The 23,115-nt window shown below is 66.6% G+C and carries 19 protein-coding genes; 14 read left to right on the top strand and 5 right to left on the bottom strand.

Features of this window, described 5'->3' with window-relative positions; translation table 11 throughout:
* The 9 genes from AC27VE_RS29550 to AC27VE_RS29510 all read left to right on the top strand — a co-directional run.
* A partial coding sequence (locus tag AC27VE_RS29550; RefSeq protein WP_488705740.1) for an anti-sigma factor occupies positions 1-638 on the top strand: 638 nt, incomplete at its 5' end.
* A 59-nt stretch (positions 639-697) separates the two neighbouring features.
* Positions 698-1,630 carry an alpha/beta hydrolase gene (locus AC27VE_RS29545; RefSeq protein ID WP_488705739.1) on the top strand — a complete coding sequence of 311 codons (933 nt, stop codon included), beginning with the start codon at positions 698-700 and terminating at the stop codon, positions 1,628-1,630.
* Positions 1,631-1,700: 70 nt separating this feature from the next.
* Complete coding sequence (locus AC27VE_RS29540; protein WP_488705738.1) at positions 1,701-2,630, top strand: acyl-CoA desaturase; 930 nt, start codon at positions 1,701-1,703, stop codon at positions 2,628-2,630.
* A 2-nt stretch (positions 2,631-2,632) separates the two neighbouring features.
* On the top strand, positions 2,633-3,898 hold the full coding sequence (locus tag AC27VE_RS29535) for an NAD(P)/FAD-dependent oxidoreductase (RefSeq protein WP_488705737.1): 1,266 nt from the start codon (positions 2,633-2,635) through the stop codon (positions 3,896-3,898).
* The gene (locus AC27VE_RS29530) at positions 3,895-4,671 is read left to right on the top strand and encodes a DUF1365 domain-containing protein (protein ID WP_488705736.1); all 777 of its coding nucleotides are present in this window, start codon (positions 3,895-3,897) and stop codon (positions 4,669-4,671) included. Before AC27VE_RS29535 ends, AC27VE_RS29530 begins: the two co-directional genes overlap by 4 nt.
* Positions 4,668-5,942 carry a class I SAM-dependent methyltransferase gene (locus AC27VE_RS29525; protein WP_488705735.1) on the top strand — a complete coding sequence of 425 codons (1,275 nt, stop codon included), beginning with the start codon at positions 4,668-4,670 and terminating at the stop codon, positions 5,940-5,942. The genes AC27VE_RS29530 and AC27VE_RS29525 overlap by 4 nt, the downstream gene beginning before the upstream one ends.
* Positions 5,939-6,706, top strand: coding sequence for a DUF1295 domain-containing protein (locus tag AC27VE_RS29520; protein WP_488705734.1), 768 nt, complete (start codon positions 5,939-5,941; stop codon positions 6,704-6,706). The genes AC27VE_RS29525 and AC27VE_RS29520 overlap by 4 nt, the downstream gene beginning before the upstream one ends.
* 11 nt (positions 6,707-6,717) lie before the next feature.
* A complete protein-coding gene (locus AC27VE_RS29515) occupies positions 6,718-7,800 on the top strand; it encodes an SAM-dependent methyltransferase (protein ID WP_488705733.1) in 1,083 nt (360 codons plus the stop codon).
* Positions 7,797-8,324 (top strand): lipocalin family protein, encoded by a 528-nt coding sequence (locus tag AC27VE_RS29510; protein ID WP_315135007.1) that lies wholly within the window; start codon positions 7,797-7,799, stop codon positions 8,322-8,324. Before AC27VE_RS29515 ends, AC27VE_RS29510 begins: the two co-directional genes overlap by 4 nt.
* A gap of 51 nt (positions 8,325-8,375) precedes the next feature.
* Here the strand turns inward: AC27VE_RS29510 and AC27VE_RS29505 are convergent, their stop codons facing one another.
* From AC27VE_RS29505 to AC27VE_RS29495, 3 genes are all read right to left on the bottom strand, one after another.
* Positions 8,376-8,714, bottom strand: a complete 339-nt coding sequence (locus AC27VE_RS29505; protein WP_006227347.1) for a P-II family nitrogen regulator — start codon at positions 8,712-8,714, stop codon at positions 8,376-8,378.
* A gap of 118 nt (positions 8,715-8,832) precedes the next feature.
* Positions 8,833-10,899 carry an NAD(+) synthase gene (locus AC27VE_RS29500; RefSeq protein ID WP_488705732.1) on the bottom strand — a complete coding sequence of 689 codons (2,067 nt, stop codon included), beginning with the start codon at positions 10,897-10,899 and terminating at the stop codon, positions 8,833-8,835.
* 75 nt (positions 10,900-10,974) lie between these two features.
* On the bottom strand, positions 10,975-12,339 hold the full coding sequence (locus AC27VE_RS29495) for a mechanosensitive ion channel family protein (protein WP_488705731.1): 1,365 nt from the start codon (positions 12,337-12,339) through the stop codon (positions 10,975-10,977).
* 148 nt (positions 12,340-12,487) lie between these two features.
* On the opposite strand from AC27VE_RS29495, the gene argH reads away from it, so the two are divergent.
* The 5 genes from argH to AC27VE_RS29470 all read left to right on the top strand — a co-directional run bounded on the left by argH (position 12,488) and on the right by AC27VE_RS29470 (position 20,756).
* Positions 12,488-13,909, top strand: coding sequence for an argininosuccinate lyase (gene argH / locus AC27VE_RS29490; RefSeq protein ID WP_280029349.1), 1,422 nt, complete (start codon positions 12,488-12,490; stop codon positions 13,907-13,909).
* A gap of 167 nt (positions 13,910-14,076) precedes the next feature.
* Positions 14,077-14,583, top strand: coding sequence for an RNA polymerase sigma factor (locus tag AC27VE_RS29485; RefSeq protein WP_488705730.1), 507 nt, complete (start codon positions 14,077-14,079; stop codon positions 14,581-14,583).
* 10 nt (positions 14,584-14,593) lie between these two features.
* A complete protein-coding gene (locus AC27VE_RS29480) occupies positions 14,594-15,592 on the top strand; it encodes a FecR family protein (RefSeq protein ID WP_488705729.1) in 999 nt (332 codons plus the stop codon).
* Between the two features lie 201 nt (positions 15,593-15,793).
* The gene (locus tag AC27VE_RS29475; protein WP_488705728.1) at positions 15,794-18,310 is read left to right on the top strand and encodes a TonB-dependent siderophore receptor; all 2,517 of its coding nucleotides are present in this window, start codon (positions 15,794-15,796) and stop codon (positions 18,308-18,310) included.
* 427 nt (positions 18,311-18,737) lie between these two features.
* A complete protein-coding gene (locus AC27VE_RS29470) occupies positions 18,738-20,756 on the top strand; it encodes a PEP/pyruvate-binding domain-containing protein (RefSeq protein ID WP_488705727.1) in 2,019 nt (672 codons plus the stop codon).
* Positions 20,757-20,870: 114 nt separating this feature from the next.
* Here AC27VE_RS29470 and lpdA read toward each other — a convergent pair whose 3' ends face one another.
* Both lpdA and AC27VE_RS29460 read right to left on the bottom strand, forming a co-directional pair.
* Positions 20,871-22,274 (bottom strand): dihydrolipoyl dehydrogenase, encoded by a 1,404-nt coding sequence (gene lpdA / locus AC27VE_RS29465; protein ID WP_488705726.1) that lies wholly within the window; start codon positions 22,272-22,274, stop codon positions 20,871-20,873.
* A 2-nt stretch (positions 22,275-22,276) separates the two neighbouring features.
* The coding region (locus AC27VE_RS29460) for a dihydrolipoamide acetyltransferase family protein (RefSeq protein ID WP_488705725.1) at positions 22,277-23,115 on the bottom strand (839 nt) is incomplete at its 5' end.

Raw genomic sequence — 23,115 nt, 5'->3', positions numbered from 1 at the left:
TGGCGGCGGAGTGGGGGGGCGGCGGCGGGCGCGGCGGCGGGCGCCCCCGCGTCGAGGGGCTGATGGCCGCCGACGCCAACCTGCGACGGCAAGTGCGCGAGTGGGAGGGCGACATCTATCCCCTGCTCTGGTCGCTGCCGCCCAAGACGCCGCCCCGGCGCGTCTGGCGCGCCATCGAATCCGGCTTGCGGCCCGGGGCCGCCCCGTGGTGGCGGGGCCTGGCCTTCTGGCGCGTCGCCAGCGGCGCGCTGGCCGCCCTGCTGGTGGCCGGCGTCATCGTCTATCCCACGCAGGTCGACCGCGCCGCCCGGGCGCAACTGATGGCCGTGCTGCAAAGCCCCGAAGCGCAAGCCATGCTGGTGGTGCGCGCCGACGAAGCCGGCGGCCTGCACATCCACGCGCTGCAGAATCTGGCCACACGCGCCGGCGACAAGGCCTTGGAACTGTGGGTCATTCCTCCCGGCCAGGCGCCGCAATCGGTCGGCCTGGTGTCGCCCGAGGGCCAGACCGCACTGCGGCGCGCCCAGGGCCTGGATGGCATCCAGCAACTGGCCATCACGCTTGAGCCGCCGGGCGGTTCGCCCACCGGTGCGCCCACGGGCCCGGTCATTATGAGCGGCGACGTCCTGAAGATCTGACCTGCATCCAGCGCGGGCCCCGGCCCGTATAGAGGGGTGTCCCCATTGCGGAGCACCCCATGCCTTCCTGGACAGGCGCCGCCCCCCGCGGCCTGCTCGACATCCTGCTGGTCGCGAGCCTGGCGCTCGCCGTGCTGGTCTTGCTGGCCGCCTGCTCCCCCCTGACGCTGCTGAACGGCGCCGTGCCCGACGCCGCCAACCGGGCTACACCCGACGTCGCCTACGGTCCGTTGCCGCGCCAGCGCCTGGACATCTATGCCCCGCCGGACGCGGACCGGGCGCCAGTGGTGGTGTTCTTCTATGGCGGCAGCTGGCGCAGCGGCGACCGGGCCGACTACCGGTTCGCGGGTGATGCGCTGGCCTCGCGCGGCATCGTCGCCGTCATCGCCGACTACCGCCTTTACCCGGAAGCCCGCTACCCGACCTTCCTGCAAGACGCCGCCCAGGTCGTCGCCTGGACGCAGCAGCACATCGCCGGCTACGGCGGCGACCCTGGCCGGGTCTTCGTGGCCGGGCACAGCGCGGGCGGCTATATCGCCGCCATGCTGGCGCTGGACCCGCGCTGGCTGCGAGGCGCCGGCACCGCCCCCGGCACGCTGGCCGGCTGGATCGGGCTGGCAGGCCCCTACGACTTCCTGCCCATCGTCGCGCGCGACGTCCGGCCGGTGTTCCAGTTTCCCGATACGCCGGCGGATTCGCAGCCCATCCACCACGTCAGCGCCGCAGCGCCCCCGGGCCTGCTGCTGACCGGCGCGGCGGACACCACGGTCGACCCGCAGCGCAACAGCGCCAGCCTGGCGCGGGCGTTGCGCACAGCCGGCGCCTGCGCGCGCCTGGTCGAATACCCCGGGCTGGGCCACAAGCTGCTGGTCGGCGCATTGGCGCGGCCGCTGCGCTGGCGCGCGCCGGTACTGGACGACCTGAGCGCATTCGTCGCCGCGTCCCCCGCCCCGCCTCTATCGACCCTGCCGCAGACCGACGGCTGCGACTAGGGTTTCCACCAGTGCATCCGATGCGCGTCCGCACCCGTATATCCCTGCACGTCTCGAACAGGACACGATGATGCGCCCCGAATTCACTGGTTGGACCGCCTCGATACGCCGTTGGGTAGACACCCAGGCCGACGGTGCGCCTGAGGGCGACCCTGGCCGCATCGACTGGGCGCGGGCGCTGCCCTTCGCCCTGCTGCACGCGGGTTGCCTGGGCGCCCTATGGACGGGCTTCTCACCGGTGGCCCTGGCCGTGGCGGCGGCGTTGTACGCCGTGCGCATGTTCGCCTTGACCGGTTTCTATCACCGCTATTTCTCGCACCGCACCTTCCGCACCTCGCGCGGCGTGCAGCTGGCCTTTGCGGTGCTGGGCGCCTCGTGCGCCCAGCGCGGTCCCTTGTGGTGGGCGGCCCACCACCGACACCATCACCGCCACGCCGACGATGAACAGGATCTGCATTCGCCCGCCCGCCATGGCTTCTGGTGGAGCCACATGGGCTGGTTCCTGACGCCGCGCGCCTTCGCCACCGACATGGCGCGCGTTCCCGACCTGCGCCGCTACCCCGAACTGCGCTGGCTGGACCGCTTCGATGCCGCCGTGCCCGTCGCGTTGGCGCTCGCCTGCTATGCGCTGGGCGCGGTGCTGGAACGCCTGGCGCCCGGGCTGGGCACCAGCGGCCCGCAGATGCTGGTGTGGGGCTTTTTCATCTCGACCGTCGTGCTGTTCCATGCCACGGTCACCATCAATTCGCTGGCGCACCGCTACGGCAAACGCCGCTACGACACCTTGGACGACAGCCGCAACAACGCCTGGCTGGCGCTACTGACCTTTGGCGAAGGCTGGCACAACAACCACCATTTCTACCCCGGCTCGGCCCGCCAGGGTTTCCGCGCCCGGGAGATCGACATCACCTGGTATGGCCTGCGCCTGCTGGCGGCCGCCGGCCTGATCTGGGACTTGAAACCCGTGCCGGCCTGGGTGCTGGCGCGCGGCAAGGAATGACCATGCGCATCGCCATCATCGGTTCCGGCATCGCGGGTCTGGTCTGCGCCTGGAAACTGGGCCGCGACCATGACGTGACGCTGTACGAGGCCAACGACTATCTGGGCGGCCATACCCATACCCATTCGGTGGAGCAGGATGGCCGGCGCTATGCCGTGGACAGCGGTTTCATCGTGCACAACCCGGTCAACTATCCGCATTTCACGGCCTTGCTGGACGAGCTTGGCGTCCCGTCGCAACCCACCACCATGAGCTTCTCGGTGCACAAGCAGGCGAGCGGGCTGGAGTACAACGCGACCTCGCTTGACACCCTGTTCTGCCAGCGCCGCAATATGGTGTCACCGCGCTTCCTGGGCATGGTGCGCGACCTGCTGCGCTTTTACCGCGAGTCGCCCGCGCTGCTGGCCACCGAAGATCCCGGCCCGACGCTGGGCGACTACCTTGCCCTGCACCGCTATGGCAGCGCATTCCGGACCGATCACCTGATTCCCATGGCGTCTGCGCTGTGGTCGTCGCCCGCGGCGAGCATCCTGGATTTTCCCGCGCGCTATCTGGTGCAGTTCATGGCCAACCACCAGATGCTGCAGGTCAGCGAACGACCCGAATGGCGCGTCGTGCAAGGCGGATCCAGCACCTATATCCGTGCCATGCGCGAACGGTGGAACGTGCTTGAGCGCCTGAACTGCCCGGTGCACAAGGTCATGCGCCAGGCGACAGGCGTGGTGGTCACCTCGCCCGACGGCCAGCCGCATTACGACGAAGTGGTCTTCGCCTGCCACAGCGATCAGGCCCTCAAGCTGCTGGGGGACCCGACGCCTGCCGAATGCCAGGTGCTGGGCGCGATTCCCTACCAGGACAACGACGTGGTGCTGCACACCGACGCCCGCCTCCTGCCCCATCGACGCAAGGCCTGGGCCGCCTGGAACGCCTACGTACCGGCGGATCCGTCCGCGCCCTGTTCCGTCAGCTACTGCATGAACCTGCTGCAGGGCTTGTCCTCGCGCCTGCCCTTCATCGTGACGCTCAATCGCAGCGAGGCCATCGACCCCGCGCATGTGCTGGCCCGCATGCGCTACCACCACCCGGTCTACACCTTGGCGTCGGTCGCCGCGCAAGCGCGCCGCGCGGAGGTCTCCGGCCATCGCCACACCTGGTATGCGGGCGCGTACTGGGGCTGGGGGTTTCATGAAGACGGCGTGGCCAGCGCGCTGGACGTGGTGCGCGGCATCCAGTCGCGGGCCGCGCCATTGTCTCGGGCGGCGGCATGATTCCCCAAAGCGCCCTCTATGAAGGCCGCGTGACGCACAGGCGCCACGTGCCGCACCCGCACGGCTTCAGCTACCGCATGGCGCAGCTGTATCTGGATCTGGACGAAATCGATCAGGTCTTCCAGCACCGCTGGCTGTGGTCAGCCAATCGGCGCAACCTGGCCGAATGGCGGCGCAGCGATTATCTGGACGGCGCCTCGGGCCGGCCGCTGGCGCAGGCGGTCCGCGCGCGCCTGCGCGCCACGATGCGTAATGCGCCCGACGGGCCGATCCGGCTGCTGGCGCATCCGCGCTATGCAGGTTATGTCTTCAACCCGGTCAGCTTCTACTACTGCTACGAAGCCGACGGCGTGACCCTGGCCGCCATTCTGGCCGAAATCACCAACACCCCCTGGAAGCAGCGCCACTGCATCGTGCTGCCGGCCGATACCGCCGAACGGCAGGACGAATCCTTGATCTGGCGCTTCGACAAACGCTTTCATGTGTCGCCCTTCATGCCGATGGACTGCGCGTATGACTGGCGCTTCAGCCCGCCGGGCGAGGATCTTCGGGTTCACATGCGCGTCAGCCGGCAAGATCAGGCGCAATTCGACGCCCACCTGACCCTGCAGCGCCGCGAGCTGGACGGCGCGGCGCTGGCGCGCCTGCTGTGGCGCTTTCCCCTGATGACGCTGCAAGTGATTGGCGGCATCCATTGGCAAGCCCTGCGCCTGTGGCTCAAGCGCAACCCCATCCACGACCATCCCCGCACGCCCAACGGAGAACCGCAATGAAAGCCATGACGCCATCCGAACTCGCCGCCGTCTCGACAAGCCGCCCCGTCAGCGCGCTGGACCGCCTGCTGCGCAAGCGCCTGATTGCGGGCCTCTCGCAGTTGACCGGCGGCCGGCTGGCAATCGAAGACAGCTTGGGCAGCGAGACGCTGGGCGACGGCGCGGCGCTTGTGCGCCTGACCGTCAGGGACATGGGCTTCTACCGGCTCGTCGCCACGCAAGGCAGTGTCGGAGCCGGCGAGGCGTACGGCGACGGCATGTGGACCTGCGACGATCTGGTCGGCCTGGTGCGCCTGCTGGTGCGCAACCGCGATACGCTGGACGGCATGGAATCCGGGCTGGCGCGGCTGGCCGGGTGGGCGCTCAAGCGCTGGCATGCCGGCAACCGCAATACCCCTGAGGGCAGCCGCCGCAACATCGCCGCCCACTACGACCTGGGCAATGATTTCTTCTCGCTATTCCTGTCCCCGGACCTGATGTATTCGTCAGCGTTGTGGGCGGACGCGAACGACACGCTGGAAGACGCGTCACGGCGCAAACTGGACACCATCTGCCGCAAGCTGGCGTTGCGGCCAGGCGACCGCGTGGTGGAAATCGGCAGCGGCTGGGGCGGCTTCGCCATCCATGCCGCGCGCCACTACGGCTGCCACGTCACCACCGCCACCATCTCGCGCGAGCAGCATGACCTGGCCGCCGCGCGCGTCGGCGCCGCCGGCCTGGCGGACCGCGTCAGCGTCGTGCTGCAGGACTACCGGGACCTGCAAGGCCAGTACGACAAGGTGGTCTCCATCGAAATGATCGAGGCCATCGGCGCCCAGTATCTGGAGACCTACTTCCGCAAGGTCGCCAGCCTGCTCAACCCGCAAGGCCGCGCGCTGATCCAGGCCATCACCATCGAAGACCACCGCTACCGGCAGGCGCTGGGCTCGGTGGACTTCATCAAGCGCCATATCTTTCCCGGCAGCTTCATCCCCTCCATCGAGGCCATGCTGCGCGCCAAAACCCGCGCCTGCGACCTGGCCCTTGTGCACCTGGAAGATTTCGGCCAGTCGTATGCCCGCACCCTGCAGGCGTGGCGCGAGCGCTTCCTGGCGCACCTGCCCGAGGTCAAGGCGCAAGGTTTCGACGCCCGCTTCTGCCGCCTGTGGGAGTTCTATCTGGCGTACTGCGAGGGCGGCTTCCGCGAACGTTCGATCGGCGTCTCGCACCTGCTGCTGACGCATCCCGGCGCCCGCAGCACGGGTGAACGCTGGGTACCGGAGGCGGCATGAGCCCCTTGCAACAATGGCTGACCATGGCGGTCTTCATGGTTGCCGCCATGGCGCTGGCCTGGCATTGGCAACGTCGCCATGCCAATGCGGGCATTGTCGACGTGGTCTGGGCGTTGGGCATGGGCGGCAGCGCGTTGCTGATCGCGGCCACCGGGCAAGGGGCCTGGGTGCCCCGGGCCTGTCTGGCCGTGATGGCCGGCGTGTGGTCCCTGCGCCTGGCCTCGCATCTGTGGCGGCGCGTGCGCCAGGAGGAAGACGGCCGATACCGCGCGCTGCGCGAGCGCTGGCACGGCCATCAAGGCAAATTCTTCGGCCTGTTCATGTTCCAGGCCGGCCTGGTGATGCTGTTCAGCCTGCCGTTCCTGGCGGTTGGCGCCAGCCCGGCGCAGGGCCTGCCCGTCGCGCTGGGCCTTACCGTCTGGCTGGCGGCATTGACCGGCGAGGTGGTCGCCGATCGCCAACTGGATCGCTTTCGCGATGACCCGGCGCATCGCGGCCAGACCTGCCGCGATGGCCTGTGGCGCTACTCGCGGCATCCCAACTATTTCTTCGAATGGTGCCATTGGTTCGGCTACGTGGCGCTGGCCTGGGGTTCGCCCCTGGCCTGGCTGTCCTGGCTGGGGCCCGTGCTGATGTATGTGTTCCTGCGTTGGATCAGCGGCATCCCCTTTACCGAGCAGCAGGCCTTGCGCACACGCGGCGACGACTACCGCGAGTACCAGCGCCGCACATCGGCTTTCTTTCCGTGGTTTCCCAAATCCTGACGAGGCACGCCATGACGACCGCGACCCTGCACGACACTCCCCTCGCCGTTGACCGCCCCGCCCCCGGCCTGCTTGGCCTGGCCGAACGCGGCCTTGTGCCCGACGCGCTGCTGCGCCTGGGAATACGCCGCCTGTGCGCCGAGCGCCTGGCCGAGGAATACGCCGGCGGCATCGACGCCTGGACAGCGCGCGATCAGCAACTGATCGCCAGCTTGCGCGCGAGCGCGGTCGCGATCCACACCGACGCCGCCAACGCGCAGCACTACGAACTGCCCACCACGTTCTTCCAGCTTTGCCTCGGCGCGCGCATGAAGTATTCCAGCTGCTATTACCCGACGGGCGCCGAGACGCTGGATGCGGCCGAGGCTGCGATGCTGAGCCTGTATGCCGAACGCGCAGAACTGGCCGACGGCCAGGACATCCTGGAACTGGGCTGCGGGTGGGGCTCGCTGACGCTGTGGATGGCCGAACACTTTCCCAACGCCCGCATCACCGCAGTCTCAAACTCCGCAACCCAACGCCAGCACATCGAGGCACGCTGCCGCGAACGCGGCTGGCGGCATGTGCAGGTCATCACCTGCGACGTGAACGTGCTGTCGCTGCCCGCTGGCGCGTACGACCGTTGCGTATCGGTCGAGATGTTCGAACATATGCGCAACTACCAGGACCTGATGGCGCGCATCGGCCAATGGCTGCGTCCCGGAGGCAAACTGTTCGTGCACATCTTCGCCCACCGCGAACGGGCTTATCCGTTCGAAACCGGCGGCGCCGGCAACTGGATGGGCCGCCATTTCTTCACGGGCGGCATCATGCCGGCGGCCGATACGCTGCTGCACTTCCAGCGGGATCTGCAGCTGGAAGCGAAATGGTTTCTCAACGGCACGCACTACGCGCGCACGGCCAACCACTGGCTGGCCAACCAGGACGCCCGACGCGAACAGGCCAAGTCCGTGCTGACCCAGGCCTACGGGCCGCACGCCGGCCTGTGGAACCAGCGCTGGCGCATGTTCTGGATGGCTTGCGCGGAACTCTTCGGCTATGACGACGGACAACAATGGGGAGTGGGCCACTACCGGTTCACGCGTCCATCATGAGGCCCGCCCTGTTGCGCGCGCTGTGTGCCGGCGTGGTCGGCGTGTTGACGGGGTGCGCCGCGCCCGCGCCCATGCCGCCGGTCGAGCACGTGGACCTGCCCCGCTTCATGGGCGATTGGTATGTGATCGCGCATATTCCCAGCTGGCCCGAGCGCCATGCCTATGACGCCGTGGAAAGCTACCGGCTATTGCCGGACGGCAGGATCCAGACCGACTTCCGCTACCGCAAAGGCAGCTTCGACGCGAAGGAGGACACGATGCATCCCGTGGCGACGGTGCGGCCCGACACGGGCAACGCCGTCTGGGGCATGCAGTTTTTCTGGCCGATCGAAGCGGAATACGTCATCGCCTATCTGGATGACGCCTACCAGACCACCATTATTGGCAGGTCCAAGCGCGACTACGTGTGGATCATGGCGCGCGTGCCGTGCCTGAGCGACTCGGCCTATGCCAAGCTGGCGGAGCGCGTGGCGGCACTGGGATATACGGAAAGCCTGCGCAAGGTGCCGCAGCGTTGCGGTTGAGCGCGGGCGGAGGAACCGCCGCCGCTCACCGCAAGGGAAGACAGGAGAGGCTCACAGGGCCTCTTCGTCGCTTTCGCCGGTGCGAATGCGGATGGCTTGTTCGACCGGGCTGACGAAGATCTTGCCGTCGCCGATCTTGCCGGTGCGCGCGGCCTTGACCACGGCTTCAATGGCGGCGTCGACCTGGTCGTCGGGCAGCACGACTTCAACGCGGATCTTGGGCAGGAAGTCCACCACGTATTCCGCCCCGCGATAGAGCTCGGTATGGCCTTTCTGACGGCCGAAACCCTTGACCTCGGTCACGGTCAAGCCGCTAACGCCGACTTCGGCCAGCGCTTCGCGGACTTCGTCGAGCTTGAAGGGTTTGATGATGGCGGTGACTTGTTTCACGTTGGTCGTCCTGGGTTTTTGATCTGTTGCGGCGCCTTGCCATGCCGTCGCGGCAGGCAAGGCGCAATGAATAAGAGAATACCACCGGCATCGCAGCGCAGTAGCGGGAGAACCCGTATCAGGCGTCGGGCGCGGCGTCCGGAATGCGTTCGGCGTCGCGCATCCACACCACCGATTCAGAGTCGCTGGGCGCGCGCCAATCGCCGCGCGGCGACAGCGAACCGCCCGAACCGACCTTCGGCGCGTTCGGCACGCAGGTGCGTTTGAACTGGCTTGTGCGGAAGAACCGGTCCAGGAAGATCTTCAGGTTGCGCTTGATGGCGGCCAGATCGTACTGGTTGCGCGCCACATGCCCGGCATCCGGCCACGCACCGGCCTCACGGTCGCGCCAGGCCGCCAGCGCCAGGAAGGCGACCTTGGTCGGCGCAAAACCATAGCGCAGCGTGTAGTACAGGTTGAAATCCTGCAGCTCGTACGGGCCGATGGCGTCTTCGCTTTTCTGAACCGGCTTGTCGTCGGCGCCGCCAGGCACCAATTCGGGGCTGACGTCCGTGCCCAGCACGTCCAGCAACACCTCGGCGCCCTCCTCGCCCAGGCGGCCGGATTCGGCCACCCAGCGCACCAGGTGCGTGATCAGCGTCTTGGGCACGCTGGCGTTGACGCTGTAGTGCGACATGTGGTCGCCCACGCCATACGTGCACCAGCCTAGTGCAAGCTCGCTCAGGTCGCCCGTGCCGATGACGATGGCGCCGCTGAAGTTCGCGATCCGGAACAGATGATTGGTGCGCTCGCCCGCCTGCACGTTTTCGAACGTGATGTCGTAGACCGGCTTGCCTTCTGCATAGGGATGGCCCAGGTCCTTCAACATCTGCAGGCAGCTGGGGCGGATGTCGATCTCGGACGCCGTGCAGCCCACCACCGCCATCAAGCGGCGCGCCTGCTGCAGCGTGCGGGTGCTGGTGGCAAAGCCCGGCATCGTGACGGCCAGGATGTTCGAACGCGGCAGGCCCAGCGCATCCATGGCCTGGGCGCAGACCAGCAGCGCGTGGGTGGAGTCCAGCCCGCCGGAAATGCCGATGACGACCTTGGCCATCTTGCTGGCGGACAGGCGCTGCACCAAGGCCTGCACCTGGATGTTGTAGACCTCTTTGCAACGGGCGTCGCGGCGCTGCGGGTCGGCCGGCACATAGGGAAAGCGCGCCACGCGCCGCTCAAGCGGCAGTTCGGCATCGTCCAGCGGCGGATTCACGGGCACCCCCACGGTGCGGAACTTGCGCACCTCGTCCTGATGGCGGCGCACCGACTGGCCGAAGGTGGTCTGGCGCATGCGCTCGCGCGACAGGCGGTCCAGGTCCACGTCCGAGAACAGCAGGTGGGAATGGTTCAGGAAGCGCTCGGACTCGCCCAGCAGCTCGCCGTTTTCGTAGATCAGCGCCTGGCCGTCCCAGGCCAGGTCGGTGGACGATTCACCGCGCCCCGCCGACGTGTACATATAGGCCGACAGGCAGCGGGCCGACTGTTGCCCCACCAGTTGATGGCGGTATTCGGACTTGCCCACGACGATGTTCGAGGCAGACAGGTTCACCAGCACGGTCGCCCCGGCCAGCGCCGCGAACGAGGACGGCGGGATGGGCACCCAGACGTCTTCGCAGATTTCGACGTGGAACTGGAACAGCGGCAGCTTTTCCATCTGGAACAGCAGCTCGGGGCCGAACGGCACCGTTTCGCCCAGCAGCCGGATCTCGGTTGCGGCGGCGCAATCGGCGGCGCTGAATTGGCGCGCTTCGTAGAATTCGCCGTAGTTGGGCAGGTAGCTCTTGGGCACCACGCCCAGCACGCGCCCGCCTGCGGCCACCACGGCGCAATTGAACAGCTGGTGCGACACGCGCAACGGCGCGCCGACGATGACGGCGATATCCAACTCGGCCGTGGCTTGCACCACCTGGGCCAGCGCCGCCTCGCATTCGTCCAGCAAGGCCTTCTGGTGGAAAAGGTCGTCGCAGGTATAGGCCGACAGGCCCAGTTCAGGAAACGCCACCAGCACGGCACCGCCCTGGGCGGCCTGCTGCGCCAGCTCGATGGTCTGCGCGGCGTTGAACGCCGGGTCGGCGACCCGGCATTCGGGCACGCCGACCGCCACCCGGGCGAAGCCGTGGGAATACAGGTTGAAGAACGGGTTCGACATCGGGGTGATCGCCTGGGTCAATGAAGACTAAGTTCCAACCGCCGGATTATCTCACGCCACCCCGAGGCACACTGCCTAGCGGGGCATCTTGCCGTCGCTCATGCCGCGCTCGGCCGCCATGCCGTCCATGGGCGGGGCCAGCGCCTGCCGGTCGCGCTCGGCCGCCAAGGCGGCCTGGATGGCGCCTTCGCGCAGATGGGTGCCCATCGCGCCGATATCGGCGCCGGACGGCTGTTGGTACAGGCGCAGGCCCAGTTCGGGGAGGATGGCCAGCAGATGGTCGAAGATGTCGCCCTGGATGCGTTCGTACTCGACCCAGGCCGTCACCGCGGTGAAGCAATAGACCTCGACCGGGATGCCGTCCGCGGTGGGTTCCATCATTCGGACCATCATCGCCATGTCCTGGCGGACTTCCTTGTTCTGCTTCAGGAACGCCAGGCCGTAGGCCCGGAAGGTGCCGATGTTGGTCAGGCGCCGCCGGTTGGCCGGCACGCTGGCCAGCTCGCCCATCGTCTGGTTCGTCTGCGCGATGTCCTGGGTCTTGGCTTGCAGATAGTCGTGCAGCAGACGGAAACGCATCAGGCGCTGCGCTTCGTCGTCGGTCAAAAAGCGCACGCTCGAGGCGTCGATCCGCAGCGTGCGCTTGATGCGCCGGCCGCCGGATTCGAACATGTGGCGATAGTTGCGGTAGCTTTCCGAGAACAGCTTGTAGGTCGGCACCGTGGTGACAGTGTTGTCCCAGTTCTGCACCTTGACGGTATGCAGGGCGATGTCCTTGACGAAGCCGTCGGCGTTGGACTGCGGCATTTCGATCCAGTCGCCGATGCGCAGCATGTCGTTGCTGGTCAGCTGGGTGCTGGCCACCAGCGACAGCAGCGTGTCCTTGAACACCAGCAGCAGCACCGCCGACAACGCGCCCAGACCCGAGATCATCCACAGCGGCGAGCGGTCGATCAGGATGGAAAGCACCAAAACGGTGCATACCGCCATCAGGATCAGCTTGCTGATCTGGATATAGCCCTTGATCGACCGGGTCTGCGCCCGCGTCGTGGCCGAATACGTATCTTGCCAGGCGCTCAACACCCCCGAGAACGCAATGAATACACAGATCCACGCGCCTGCGTGCGCCAGCCGGCCCACGATGGTCACCGCTTTTTCCACGTGCGGCACCAGCCCGATGCCCAGCGACACCACCGCGAACGGCACCGCGTACCAAAGGTTCTGATAGGCGCGACGGCGCTGCAAGGCCTGGTCCCAGTCCTTCCGCCCGCTCAGCACCAGCACGCGATGCGCCAGCAACAGCACCACCCGGGCGACAACCCACTGGACGAACAGCGCCGTCAGGATCAGCACGCCGATGCCGACCAGCGTCTGCGCCCAGGCCTCGCGCGGCATGTGGGTATCAAGTTGGGTAACCAGTTCTTCCCATTCCAGGGGCATATCTCGTGTTCTCGTTCTAAGTTCTTGAAACTAACGGGGGATTATCCAACAAGTCGCGCCCGGCGGACGTTCCGCCGCGGCCCGATCCCGGCCCCGCAAGCCCGCCGCGTGCGCCGCCCCGGCGGCAGGCCCTATAATTCCGCCCATCATGGCAAACACTCCCTCCTCCGATCAAAACCAGTTCGCCAATAAGGCGCAGGCCTGGTCCGCCCGGTTCTCGGAACCGGTTTCCGAACTCGTCAAACGCTATACGGCGTCCGTGGATTTCGACAAGCGCCTGGCGCGCCACGACATCCAGGGCTCGCTCGCGCATGCGGACATGCTGGCCGCCCAGGGCATCATCGGTGCCCAGGATCTAGCCGACATCCAGCGCGGCATGACCCAGATCCTGTCTGAAATCGACGCTGGCAGCTTCCAATGGCTGCTGGATCTGGAAGACGTCCACCTGAACATCGAAAAGCGCCTGGTGGAACTGGTGGGCGATGCGGGCAAGCGCCTGCACACCGGCCGTTCCCGCAACGACCAGGTCGCTACCGACATCCGCCTGTGGCTGCGCGACGAAATCGACAATCTGCAGGACCTGTTGCGCCAGCTGCGCCACGCGCTGGCTGCGGTCGCTCTGGACAACGCCGGCACCATCATGCCGGGCTTCACCCACCTGCAAGTCGCCCAGCCCGTCACGTTCGGCCATCACCTGCTGGCCTACGCTGAAATGTTCGGCCGCGACGCCGAGCGCCTGGCCGACTGCCGCCGCCGCGTGAACCGCCTGCCGCTCGGCGCGGCCGCCCTGGCCGGCACGTCGTTCCCCATCGACCGCGAACGCGTCGCCAAGACGCTGGGCTTTGACGGCGTGTGCCGCAACTCGCTGGACGCCGTGTCCGACCGCGACTTCGCCATCGAATTCTGCGCCGCCGGCGCGCTCATCATGACGCACGTCTCGCGCCTGTCCGAAGAGCTGGTGCTCTGGATGAGCCCGCGCGTGGGCTTCATCGATCTGGCCGACCGCTTCTGCACCGGCAGCTCGATCATGCCGCAAAAGAAGAACCCCGACGTGCCCGAGCTGGCCCGCGGCAAGACCGGTCGCGTGAACGGCAACCTGGTCGCCCTCTTGACCCTGATGAAAGGCCAGCCCCTGGCCTACAACAAGGACAACCAGGAAGACAAGGAAGGCCTGTTCGACACCGTGGACACCGTGCGCGACACGCTGACCATCTTTGCCGACATGGCTGCTGGCATCAAGGTGAAGGCGGACAACATGCGCGCCGCCGCCCTGCAGGGTTTTGCCACCGCCACCGACCTGGCCGACTACCTGGTCAAGCGCGGCGTGCCGTTCCGCGACGCCCACGAAGTGGTGGCCCACGCCGTGCGCGACTGCGAACAGCGCGGTTGCGACCTGGCCGACCTGTCCACCGACGAACTGAAGGCCTATCACGCCCAGATCGGCGACGACGTACACCAGGTGCTGACGCTGGAAGGCTCGGTTGCCGCCCGCAAGCACATTGGCGGCACGGCGCCCGAGCGCGTGGCTGAAGAAGCCAAGCGCATTCTGGACGAAACCGCCGAAGGCTGATCCCGGCAAGCGCTGGCTCCGGCTGGCTGCTTGAAGCAAGGCCCCCGATTGGGGGCCTTGTTGCATCTGGAGCCCGCTTTCTAAGCCAGTTGCCCCTGCGCGCGCCAGCTTTAATAAGAATGATTTACACTACGCACCTTTCCTCGTTGCCTCGGCCCCATTCGTCCATGCCTCGCAGCAAACCTCAAGACAAAGGCTGGATCGGTGGCTATGCCGAGATGGTGCGCGGCTGGGTGCGTAAGGTCGGCAATACCCACGAGGCCGAAGATGCGCTGCAAGACGCTGCCATCGGCCTGTTGAAGGCGGACAGCAGCCGCATTCTGGAGCCGCAGGCCTATCTGTACCGCGCCAGCATGAACCACCTGGCCGGCAACGCGCGCCGCGAAGCCCGGCTGCCCACGCTGCCCTTGCATGAAATCAGCGAAGACGAGCATCCCCGGGATATGGACAGCAGCGCCGCCGTGCGCACCGCGCAACTGGCCGCAGCCGTTGAAGCGGCCCTGCTGCAATTGCCCATCAAATGCCGCCAGGCCTATATCTGGCATCGGCTGGAAGGGTATTCTCAGCAAGAAGTTGCCGCGCGGCTGGGCGTGTCGCTGAATTCCGTCGAGCGCTATATCATGCGCGCGATGCGTCATCTGCGCGACGCCCTGCACAGCTATGCGCCCGACTGAACCCGCCTCCATGACCGACTCCGGCCCCCGTCCCACATTCGATGACCCGCGCGATGCCGCGTCGTTCTGGTACGCCCGCGCGCGCTCGGGCACGATGAGCGATGCCGATCAGCAGGCCTTTGACAACTGGTTGCAGCAAGCCCCCGCGCATGCGCGCGAATATGCGCTGCTGGACGAGGTGTGGCGCGACACATTGGCGGTGCCGGCCGACCGGCTGCGTGCGCTGGCCCGCGAGCCCGAGGCCGACTCGGCGCCGGCTCGCATACTGCCGCGGCTGCCGCAGTGGGCCAACATCGCGTTGGCGGGTGGCGTGGCGCTGACCATTGGCGTGACCATGGTGCCGCTGATGCAGAACACTGCGCCGACCTACGAGTCCGCACTTTCCAGCGCGCATGGCGAACGCCGCCAGGTTGCGCTGGCGGACGACTCCGTCCTGGAACTGAATACAGATACGCAGGCGAACGTACGCTTCTATCCCGACCGCCGCGAAGTCGATCTGACGGCGGGTGAGATCACGTTTTCGGTCAAGGCCGACGCCAGCCGCCCATTCATCGTCAAGACGGGAGATGCGCAGATCCGGGTCACCGGCACGCGCTTTAACGTGCGCCGCCACGGCGATGCCACCGAAGTGGCCGTGCTGTCTGGCGCCGTCGAGGTCAAGCCGGCGGGCATGCGATTTTGGCAACGTGCCGAGTTGACACCCGGCCAAGGCCTGACGGCGTCACGGTCAAGCCTGGGCGCGCCGCATGCCGTGGACACGGCGACGCTGACCGCCTGGCACCATGGCCGCATTGTGTTCAACAACACGCCGCTGGCTGATGCCGTGGCCGAAATGAACCGCTATGCGCCCTACGCCATCCGGCTGGCGGACGGCGGATGGGACAAGGTGCGCATTGCGGGCGCGATCAGCATCGATGAACCAGCCAGCTTCCTGGATTTGCTGCCTCGCATTGCGCCCGTGCGCATCGAAGCGGAAGGCGACAAGCGGTACGTCGTCAAGGCGCGCTGACGGCTTAGGGCGGACGACTAGGCCGCCCCCTCCTCACTGATACATATAGTTTCACAATCAATTCGCGATTTCTTCAGGGTTTTCGCGCCAATCGCACTCTTTAGCTAAGAGGGGCGGCCGCGCATTGCGGCGGCCCGACGAGACCTTTGGCCAAAGGGTGGCGCGGCATTGCCGCTGAGAATCATTATTGGAACTATTCTTGTGAACCGTAGACTTTCCCGCAACGGCGCCGCCCTGCCGTTGCGCCTGCGCAGCCCGCGTCTTGCCCTGCGCACGCTGCCCTTGCTGATTGCGCTGGGTCTGACTCAAGCCCCTGACGCACAGGCTCAGGAAGCACAGGGCCAGAGCGCCGCCGTGCTGGTCAACACCGCGCGTCAACCCTTGCATGACGCCTTGGTGGAAGTGAGCCGCCAAGCGTCGTTGGAAGTGCTATACCCGCCGGAGCTGGTGGCGGGCAAGACGGCGCCGCCGGTTTCAGGACGCCTGACGCCGCAGCAAGCACTGGACCGCATCCTGGCCGGCAGCGGCCTGATCGCAGTCATTCGTGGCAACACCGTCACCATCGAACCCGAACCCAAGGATCTGGACGCCACCACCATGGCGGCCGTGACCGTCATTGCGCGTCGCGCTGCCGACGGCACGACCGAAGGTACGGGGTCTTACACCAGCTTGGTCACCAGCACCGCGTCCAAGACCGATCTGGCGTTTCGCGAAGTGCCGCAGTCGGTGTCGGTCGTGACCCGGCAATTGATCGACGACCAGCATCTGGTCAACGTCACCGACGCCATGAGCCGCGCACCCGGCATCACGGTGCGCCGCGTGAATTCCTATTCGTCCGACTATTACTCACGCGGCTTCCAGATCACCAGCATGCAGATTGACGGTGGCGCCCCGTTGGCGCTGGGTTCGTACACCTACGGCCCCACCCAGGACATGGCGTTCTATGACCGCGTCGAGATCATGCGCGGCGCCTCGGGCCTGATGGGTGGCATGGGCGACCCGGGCGGCATCATTAACCTGGTGCGCAAGAAGCCGATGGCGGAATATCAGCTGACCGTGGAGGCCTCAGCCGGCAGCTGGGACAACTACCGCAGCATGATCGATGCCACCGGCCCCTTGGGGTTCGACGGCCGGCTCCGCGGCCGCGCCGTCGCCGTCTATGGGGACACCGGCTCGTTCATGTCGCACAGCACGACTGAAACGCCGCAGATATACGGGGTGCTGGAAGCCGACCTGACCCGCAGCACGCTGCTGACGGTGGGCGGCAGCTACAGCCGGATGCGCGAACAAGGCAGCCGCAGCGGCCTGCCGCGGTACACGGATGGCGGCGACATCGGGCTGTCGCGCTCAACCAACCTGAGCCAGCCCTGGACCTACATCCATACCGACACCAAGCAGATCTTTGCGCAGTTGGAACAACGGCTGGGCGACACCTGGCGCTTCAAAGCCAACTACACCCGCGAGGAAACCGACAGCAAATCGCTCACTGCCTTCGCCAACGGCGGCGTGGACCGCGAAACCGGGCTGGGCGCTACCTGGGGCGGCGGCCGGTACGCGATGACCAACACGCAGAATCTGCTGGATGTGAATTTGTCTGGCAGCTTCGACCTGCTAGGCGGCACGCACGAAGCGTTGCTGGGCGTCGACTGGCAGCGCAGCGAAGGCACGTGGGCCGTCTCCAAACCCGTGGACGAATGGAAGGTGCCGGTCAACGTCTTTAACCGCAACCTGTGGAACCCCGACCTGAACCTGCCGGAAAACGAACGCTACGACCCGTGGGGCCAAGAGCAGAAAGGCATGTACGGCGTGTTGCGGATCAACCCCACCGAACGTCTGCACCTGATCGCGGGCGCGCGCTTCAGCTCCTATAAGTTCTACCAGACTGTGTCTGAACCCATCAATGGCAGCTGGGTGCCATATTCGAAAACGTCCTACCGCGAACCGACTGCCACCACGCCTTACGGCGGCATCATCTATGACCTGAACGACGCGTGGTCCGCCTATGTCAGCTACGCCACCATCCACAAACCGCAAGGGCTGCTGAAGTCCGGCCCCCTGCCCGGCTCCCCGTTGCCCGCCATCAAAGGCAAAAGCTATGAAATGGGCTTCAAGGGCGAATTGCTGGATGGCCGCCTGAACGCCACGTTCAGCCTGTTCAACGTCGAGCGCACCGGCACCGGCGTGCTCGACAGCCGCTACCCGGAAGACTATGACGCGTGGGCCGGCAACTGCTGCTACCTGGCGCAAGGCAAAGTGGTCAGCCGCGGCCTGGACATGGAGATTGGCGGCGAGGTCTCGCCTGGCTGGGAAGTGGCGCTGGGCTACACCTTCAACAACACCCGCGACAAGACCAACGACGCCGTCTACAGCAGCATCACGCCGCGCCATCTGCTGAAGGTGTCAACGGCCTACACGCTGCCGGGCGACTTGTCGCGCTGGCGCATCGGCGGCAGCGCCCAGGTGCAAAGCGCCAACTACGTGACGGGCACGGCGTACTCGCGCGACAGCGGCACCTACACGCCGTACAAGTTCCAGCAGGCAGGCTACGCCACCGTCAACCTGATGGCCCAATACCGCTTCGCGCCGCAATGGACGGCGACGGTCAACGTCAACAACCTGTTCGACAAGGTGTATTACGAACGGGTGGGCGCGTCCAACGGCGGCAATTGGTACGGCGCGCCTCGCAACTTCATGCTGACCCTGCGCGGCACGTATTGATCGCTTGCGTATTGACCGGCCAGGAAGCTGTCACGCTTCCTGGTTCGGATATCGAATACGTGGCAAAGCCTTGAACCAGACCACGTCACCGCTTTCTGCGGTCTCCCGCAGCAATCCTCAAGCCAAAAAAACAGGGGAAGCTTTTGCTCCCCCTGAACAAAGGCCCTACGAGAAACCGCGCCCGTCAGCGCGAGCAAAAACGGGCTGGTTCTCGTGCCGCCGGCGCGGCTTATTGCCATGGGTGAATTACACGGGAATCGATACCGGCCGCGTATCCCTGAAATTAGGTATTTTTGTATTTCGCGTATGGTGCATAAGCCACCCAAGGCGATTCGTACAGGAATGGGCACATCCCGTCACATCCGACTACGGGCAAGCGCAAGGGCTCCGATATCATCGCAACTCCCTGCGTTCTGCCCGCCTTTTCATGCGCCTATCGCTTGCATCACGTTGTCTTGACCCGCTGCGCCGACCCAGCCTGATCGCCCTTACCGCACTTGGTCTGGCCGCCGTCGGCATCGGTTCCGCCGCCCAGGCGCAAACCGCCCGCAAGCCCTCCCCCTATGAAAACGCCCGGCCCTTGCGGCCGGACGAGATCGAAGCGCGCAAAGCCGAAGACGCCAAGCGCGGCGGCCCCGCGTTCCTGGGCCAGATCCGTACCCAGGCGGAATTCCAGCAGTTGGCCCGCGTGTACAACCCCGGCACGCCGCTTGAGATCCCGCATGTGCTGTTCGTGATCGACCGCAAGCACGCCGACCGCATCTATTACATCGACACGCCGCGCTATACGCTGCACGAGACCTTCGCCCGCGAACGCCGGCTGCTGCCCAGCACGGACAAGGCCACGCTGATCGCCCAGTACAAGGACCCGCAACGCCGCCTGCTGTTCGGCACCCTGAGCTGGCAACGCGACCTGCCGGGCTACACCTATGAATTCTGGGAAGGCGACCGGCTGACGCCCGAACTGCTGGCCCTGACCGGCGAGCGGCTGCGCGCAACCTTCTACGCGCCGCTGCGCTTCAAGGCCAACTCCACGATGCACGAACAGACCGCGCAACGCGCGGGCCTGGACTTCGTCACCCAGGAGGCCCTGCTGCGCGAACAGACTTTCCTGCCGCTGAACACCGGGCACGCCCAAGGCCGCTTGCGCATCGTGGCCTCGGTGGACGACACCCACGATCTGGCGCCCACCGATATCCTGGTGCTGGACGAAGTGCCGGTCGCGCTGCCGCCCGTCGCGGGATTGGTCACGCAGCGGCCCTCCACCCTGCTGTCGCACGTGAACCTGCTGGCCAAGGGCTGGCGCATCCCGAACGCCTATGTGCGTGATGGCGTGGCCGCGCTACGCCAATACGACGGCCAATGGGTGGAGCTGGATGTTTCCAGCAATGGCTATCAGGTGCGCCCCGTGGCCAAACCCGACGCGCCCGCAACGCCGCCTCCCAAGGCTGCCGGCCTGCCGCTGCCCAAGCCCGATCTGACCGTCAAAGCGCTCAAGCCGCTGACCGGCATGGCCACCCGCGACAGCCGCCATTGCGGCGTAAAGGCCGCCAACCTGGGCGCACTGAAATCCGCCCTGGCGCCCCTGGCCAGCGTGCCGGACGGTTTCTGCATTCCCTTCGCGCAATACGCGGCATTCATGCAGCAGCTGCACGTGCCCGAACGCATCGCCGCGCTGGAGAAACGGCCGGACTTCGCCAGCGACGCCAACGTTCGCCGCAGCGAGCTCGCCGCGCTGCGCCAGGACATCATCCAGGCGCAGCCCGACCCGGCGCTTGCGGCGGGATGGCGCGAACGCTGGCAACAGCAATTGCACGGTCGCGGCGTCTTCGTGCGCAGCTCGTCGAATTCCGAAGACCTGCCGGGTTTCAGCGGCGCGGGGCTCTACACGACCGTCCCCAACGTGACGCAAGCCGACGCGCTGCCCAAAGCCGTGCTGACGGTGTGGGCATCCATCTACAACTTCGAAGCCTACGAGGCACGGCGCGCGGCCGGCATCGGCCAGGATGGCGTGGTGATGGGCGTGCTGGTGCAACAGGCCGCAGCCTCGGACAGCTCGGGCGTGATGATCACGCGTGATCCATTCGATGCCTCGCGCCGCTACGTCACGTACATCTCGGCCAAGCGCGGCCTGGGCATCAAGGTGGTGGAAGGCAAGCGCCAAGCCGAACAGCTGATGTATTCCAGCTGGTCCAAGGCGGTGCAGGTGCTGAGCCGGTCGGCCGAAGACACGCAACTGGTAGCGGATGCCGCGGGCGGCGTGCGCGAAGTGCCGATCGAAGGCTCACGCCAGGTGCTGAACGACGCGCTGGTCGCCAGGCTGGCTGCCGTGGGCAACCAGATCAAGGTGCGGCTGGGCAACGTGGACCAGGACATCGAATGGGCCGTGCAAGGCGACAAGATCCTGATCCTGCAGTCGCGGCCCTATATCGACGGCAGCAAGTAAGGACTGCACTGACGGCATGCCGGGCGTCTGATGCCCGGCATGCCTGCCTCAACCCGCCGCGCCCCGGCAGACCAGGAACGCGGCGGTTCGAGACGGCCCGAAGCATGCCTGGCGTCAGATATGCAGTGCGTGGCCCAGCGCCTTCAGCGCCGCTTCCTGCACCGCTTCACCCAAGGTCGGATGCGCGTGGATGGTGCCCGCCACGTCTTCCAGCGTGGCTCCCATTTCCAGCGACTGGCCAAACGCCGTCGACAGTTCCGACACGCCGCGCCCCACCGCCTGCCAGCCCACGATCAGGTGGTTGTCGCGGCGGCCCACCACACGGACGAAGCCGTCGGTGGACTCCAGCGTCATGGCGCGGCCATTGGCGGCAAACGGGAAGGATGCCGTCAGGCAATCCAGCCCCGCGCTTTCGGCCTCGGCCGGTGACAGGCCCGCCACCACGACCTCGGGATCGGTGAAGCACACAGCAGGAATCGATGCCGGCTGGAAATGGCGGCGCTTGCCCGCCACCAGTTCGGCCACCATCTCGCCCTGCGCCATGGCGCGGTGCGCCAGCATGGGTTCGCCGGCAATATCGCCAATGGCCCAGACGTCGCGCATGGAGGTGCGGCACTGGTCATCGATGCGCAGCGCATTGCCCTTGCGGTCCAGCTGCAGGCTTTCCAGCCCCCAGCCTTGCGTGCGCGGACGGCGTCCCACGGCGATCAACACCCGGTCGGCCGGCAACAGGGTTTCGGCGCCGGATGTGTCTTGAATGCGCACCGCGTCGCCCGCACCGTTCAAGCCCAGCACCTTGCGGTTCACATGCAGCGCCACGCCCATCTTCGCCAGCGCGTTCGCCACGGGCTTGGTCAATTCCGCGTCGTAGGTCGGCAGGATGCGGTCCTGCGCTTCCACCACGGCGACTTCCGCGCCCAGCTTGCGGTACACGGTGCCCAGTTCCAGGCCGATGTAGCCGCCGCCGACCACCACCAATTGCTTGGGGATGCTGGCAGGCGACAGTGCTTCGGTGGACGACACCACGATGCCGCCGAACGGCATGGACACGAGCGGCGTCGGCTCGGAGCCGGCCGCCAGCAGCAGGTGTTCGCACTGGATGCGCAGGCTGCCGCCGTCGGCGGTGGCCACTTCGGCGGTCTTGCCGTCCAGCAGGCTCGCCCAGCCCTGCACCACTTCCACGCCGTTCTTCTTCAACAGCGCGGCCACGCCGCCCGTCAGCTTGCCGACGATGCCGTCTTTCCACGCCACGGTCTGCGCAATGTCGATGGCCGGCGCCTGCACCGAGATGCCCAGCGGCGACTTGTCCGCGTAATGGCGCGCCTTGTCGAATTCCTCGGCCGCGTGGATCAGCGCCTTGGAAGGAATGCAGCCGATGTTCAGGCAGGTGCCGCCCAATTGGCCGCCTTCGACCAGGATGGTCGGCACGCCCAATTGGCCGGCGCGGATGGCGGCCACGTAGCCGCCGGGGCCGCCGCCGATCACCAGCAAGGTCGTTGTCTTTGTGATCTGGCTCATGCTTACTCCACGAAAAGCAGCGCGGGTTGTTCCAGCAGCGCGCGCACCGCCTGGATGAATCGCGCCGCGTCCATGCCGTCCACCACACGGTGGTCAAACGACGACGACAGGTTCATCAGCTTGCGCGCCACCACGGCGCCATTGCGGAAAGCTGGCCGTTCGACGATGCGGTTCACTCCCACGATGCCGACCTCGGGATGGTTGATCACCGGCGTCGTGACGATGCCGCCCAAGGGCCCCAGGCTGGTGATGGTGATGGTCGAGCCAGACAGCTCATCGCGTCCGGCCGTGCCGCTGCGCACCGCCTGCGCCAACCGGCCGATCTCGGCCGCCATGGACCAGAGGTCGCGCGCCTCGGCGTGGCGCATCACCGGCACCATCAGCCCGCCGTCGCTTTGCGTGGCGATGCCGATGTGCACGGCGCCGTAGCGCGTCACCACGCCGCCTTCGTCGTCATAGCGCGCATTGATCTGCGGGAAGTCCCGCAACGCCACGACCATGGCCCGCGCCAAGAGCGGCAGCAACGTCAGCTTGCCACGCGACTCGCCCCACTTCTGGTTGAGCTGGACGCGCAAGTCCTCCAGCTCGGTCACGTCGATCTCCTCGACGTAGCTGAAGTGCGGAATGCGGCGCTTGGACTCCGCCATCTTCTGCGCGATCTTCCTGCGCAGCCCGATGACGGGCACGGCTTCTTCGTCATTGCGCTGCACATAGGCCGAGCCGCCGCGTGCGGCGCTGCCCGATCCTTGCGATTGCAGATAGGCGTCCAGGTCTTCGTGCATGACGCGACCGGCCGGGCCGCTGCCCTGCACGTAGCGCAGCTCCACACCCAGGTCCCACG

Source organism: Achromobacter sp. 18P8.1.1 (genome assembly GCF_057799415.1).
The sequence above is the reverse complement of the archived record's forward strand: the minus strand, read 5'-3'. Positions and strand labels throughout refer to the sequence as shown.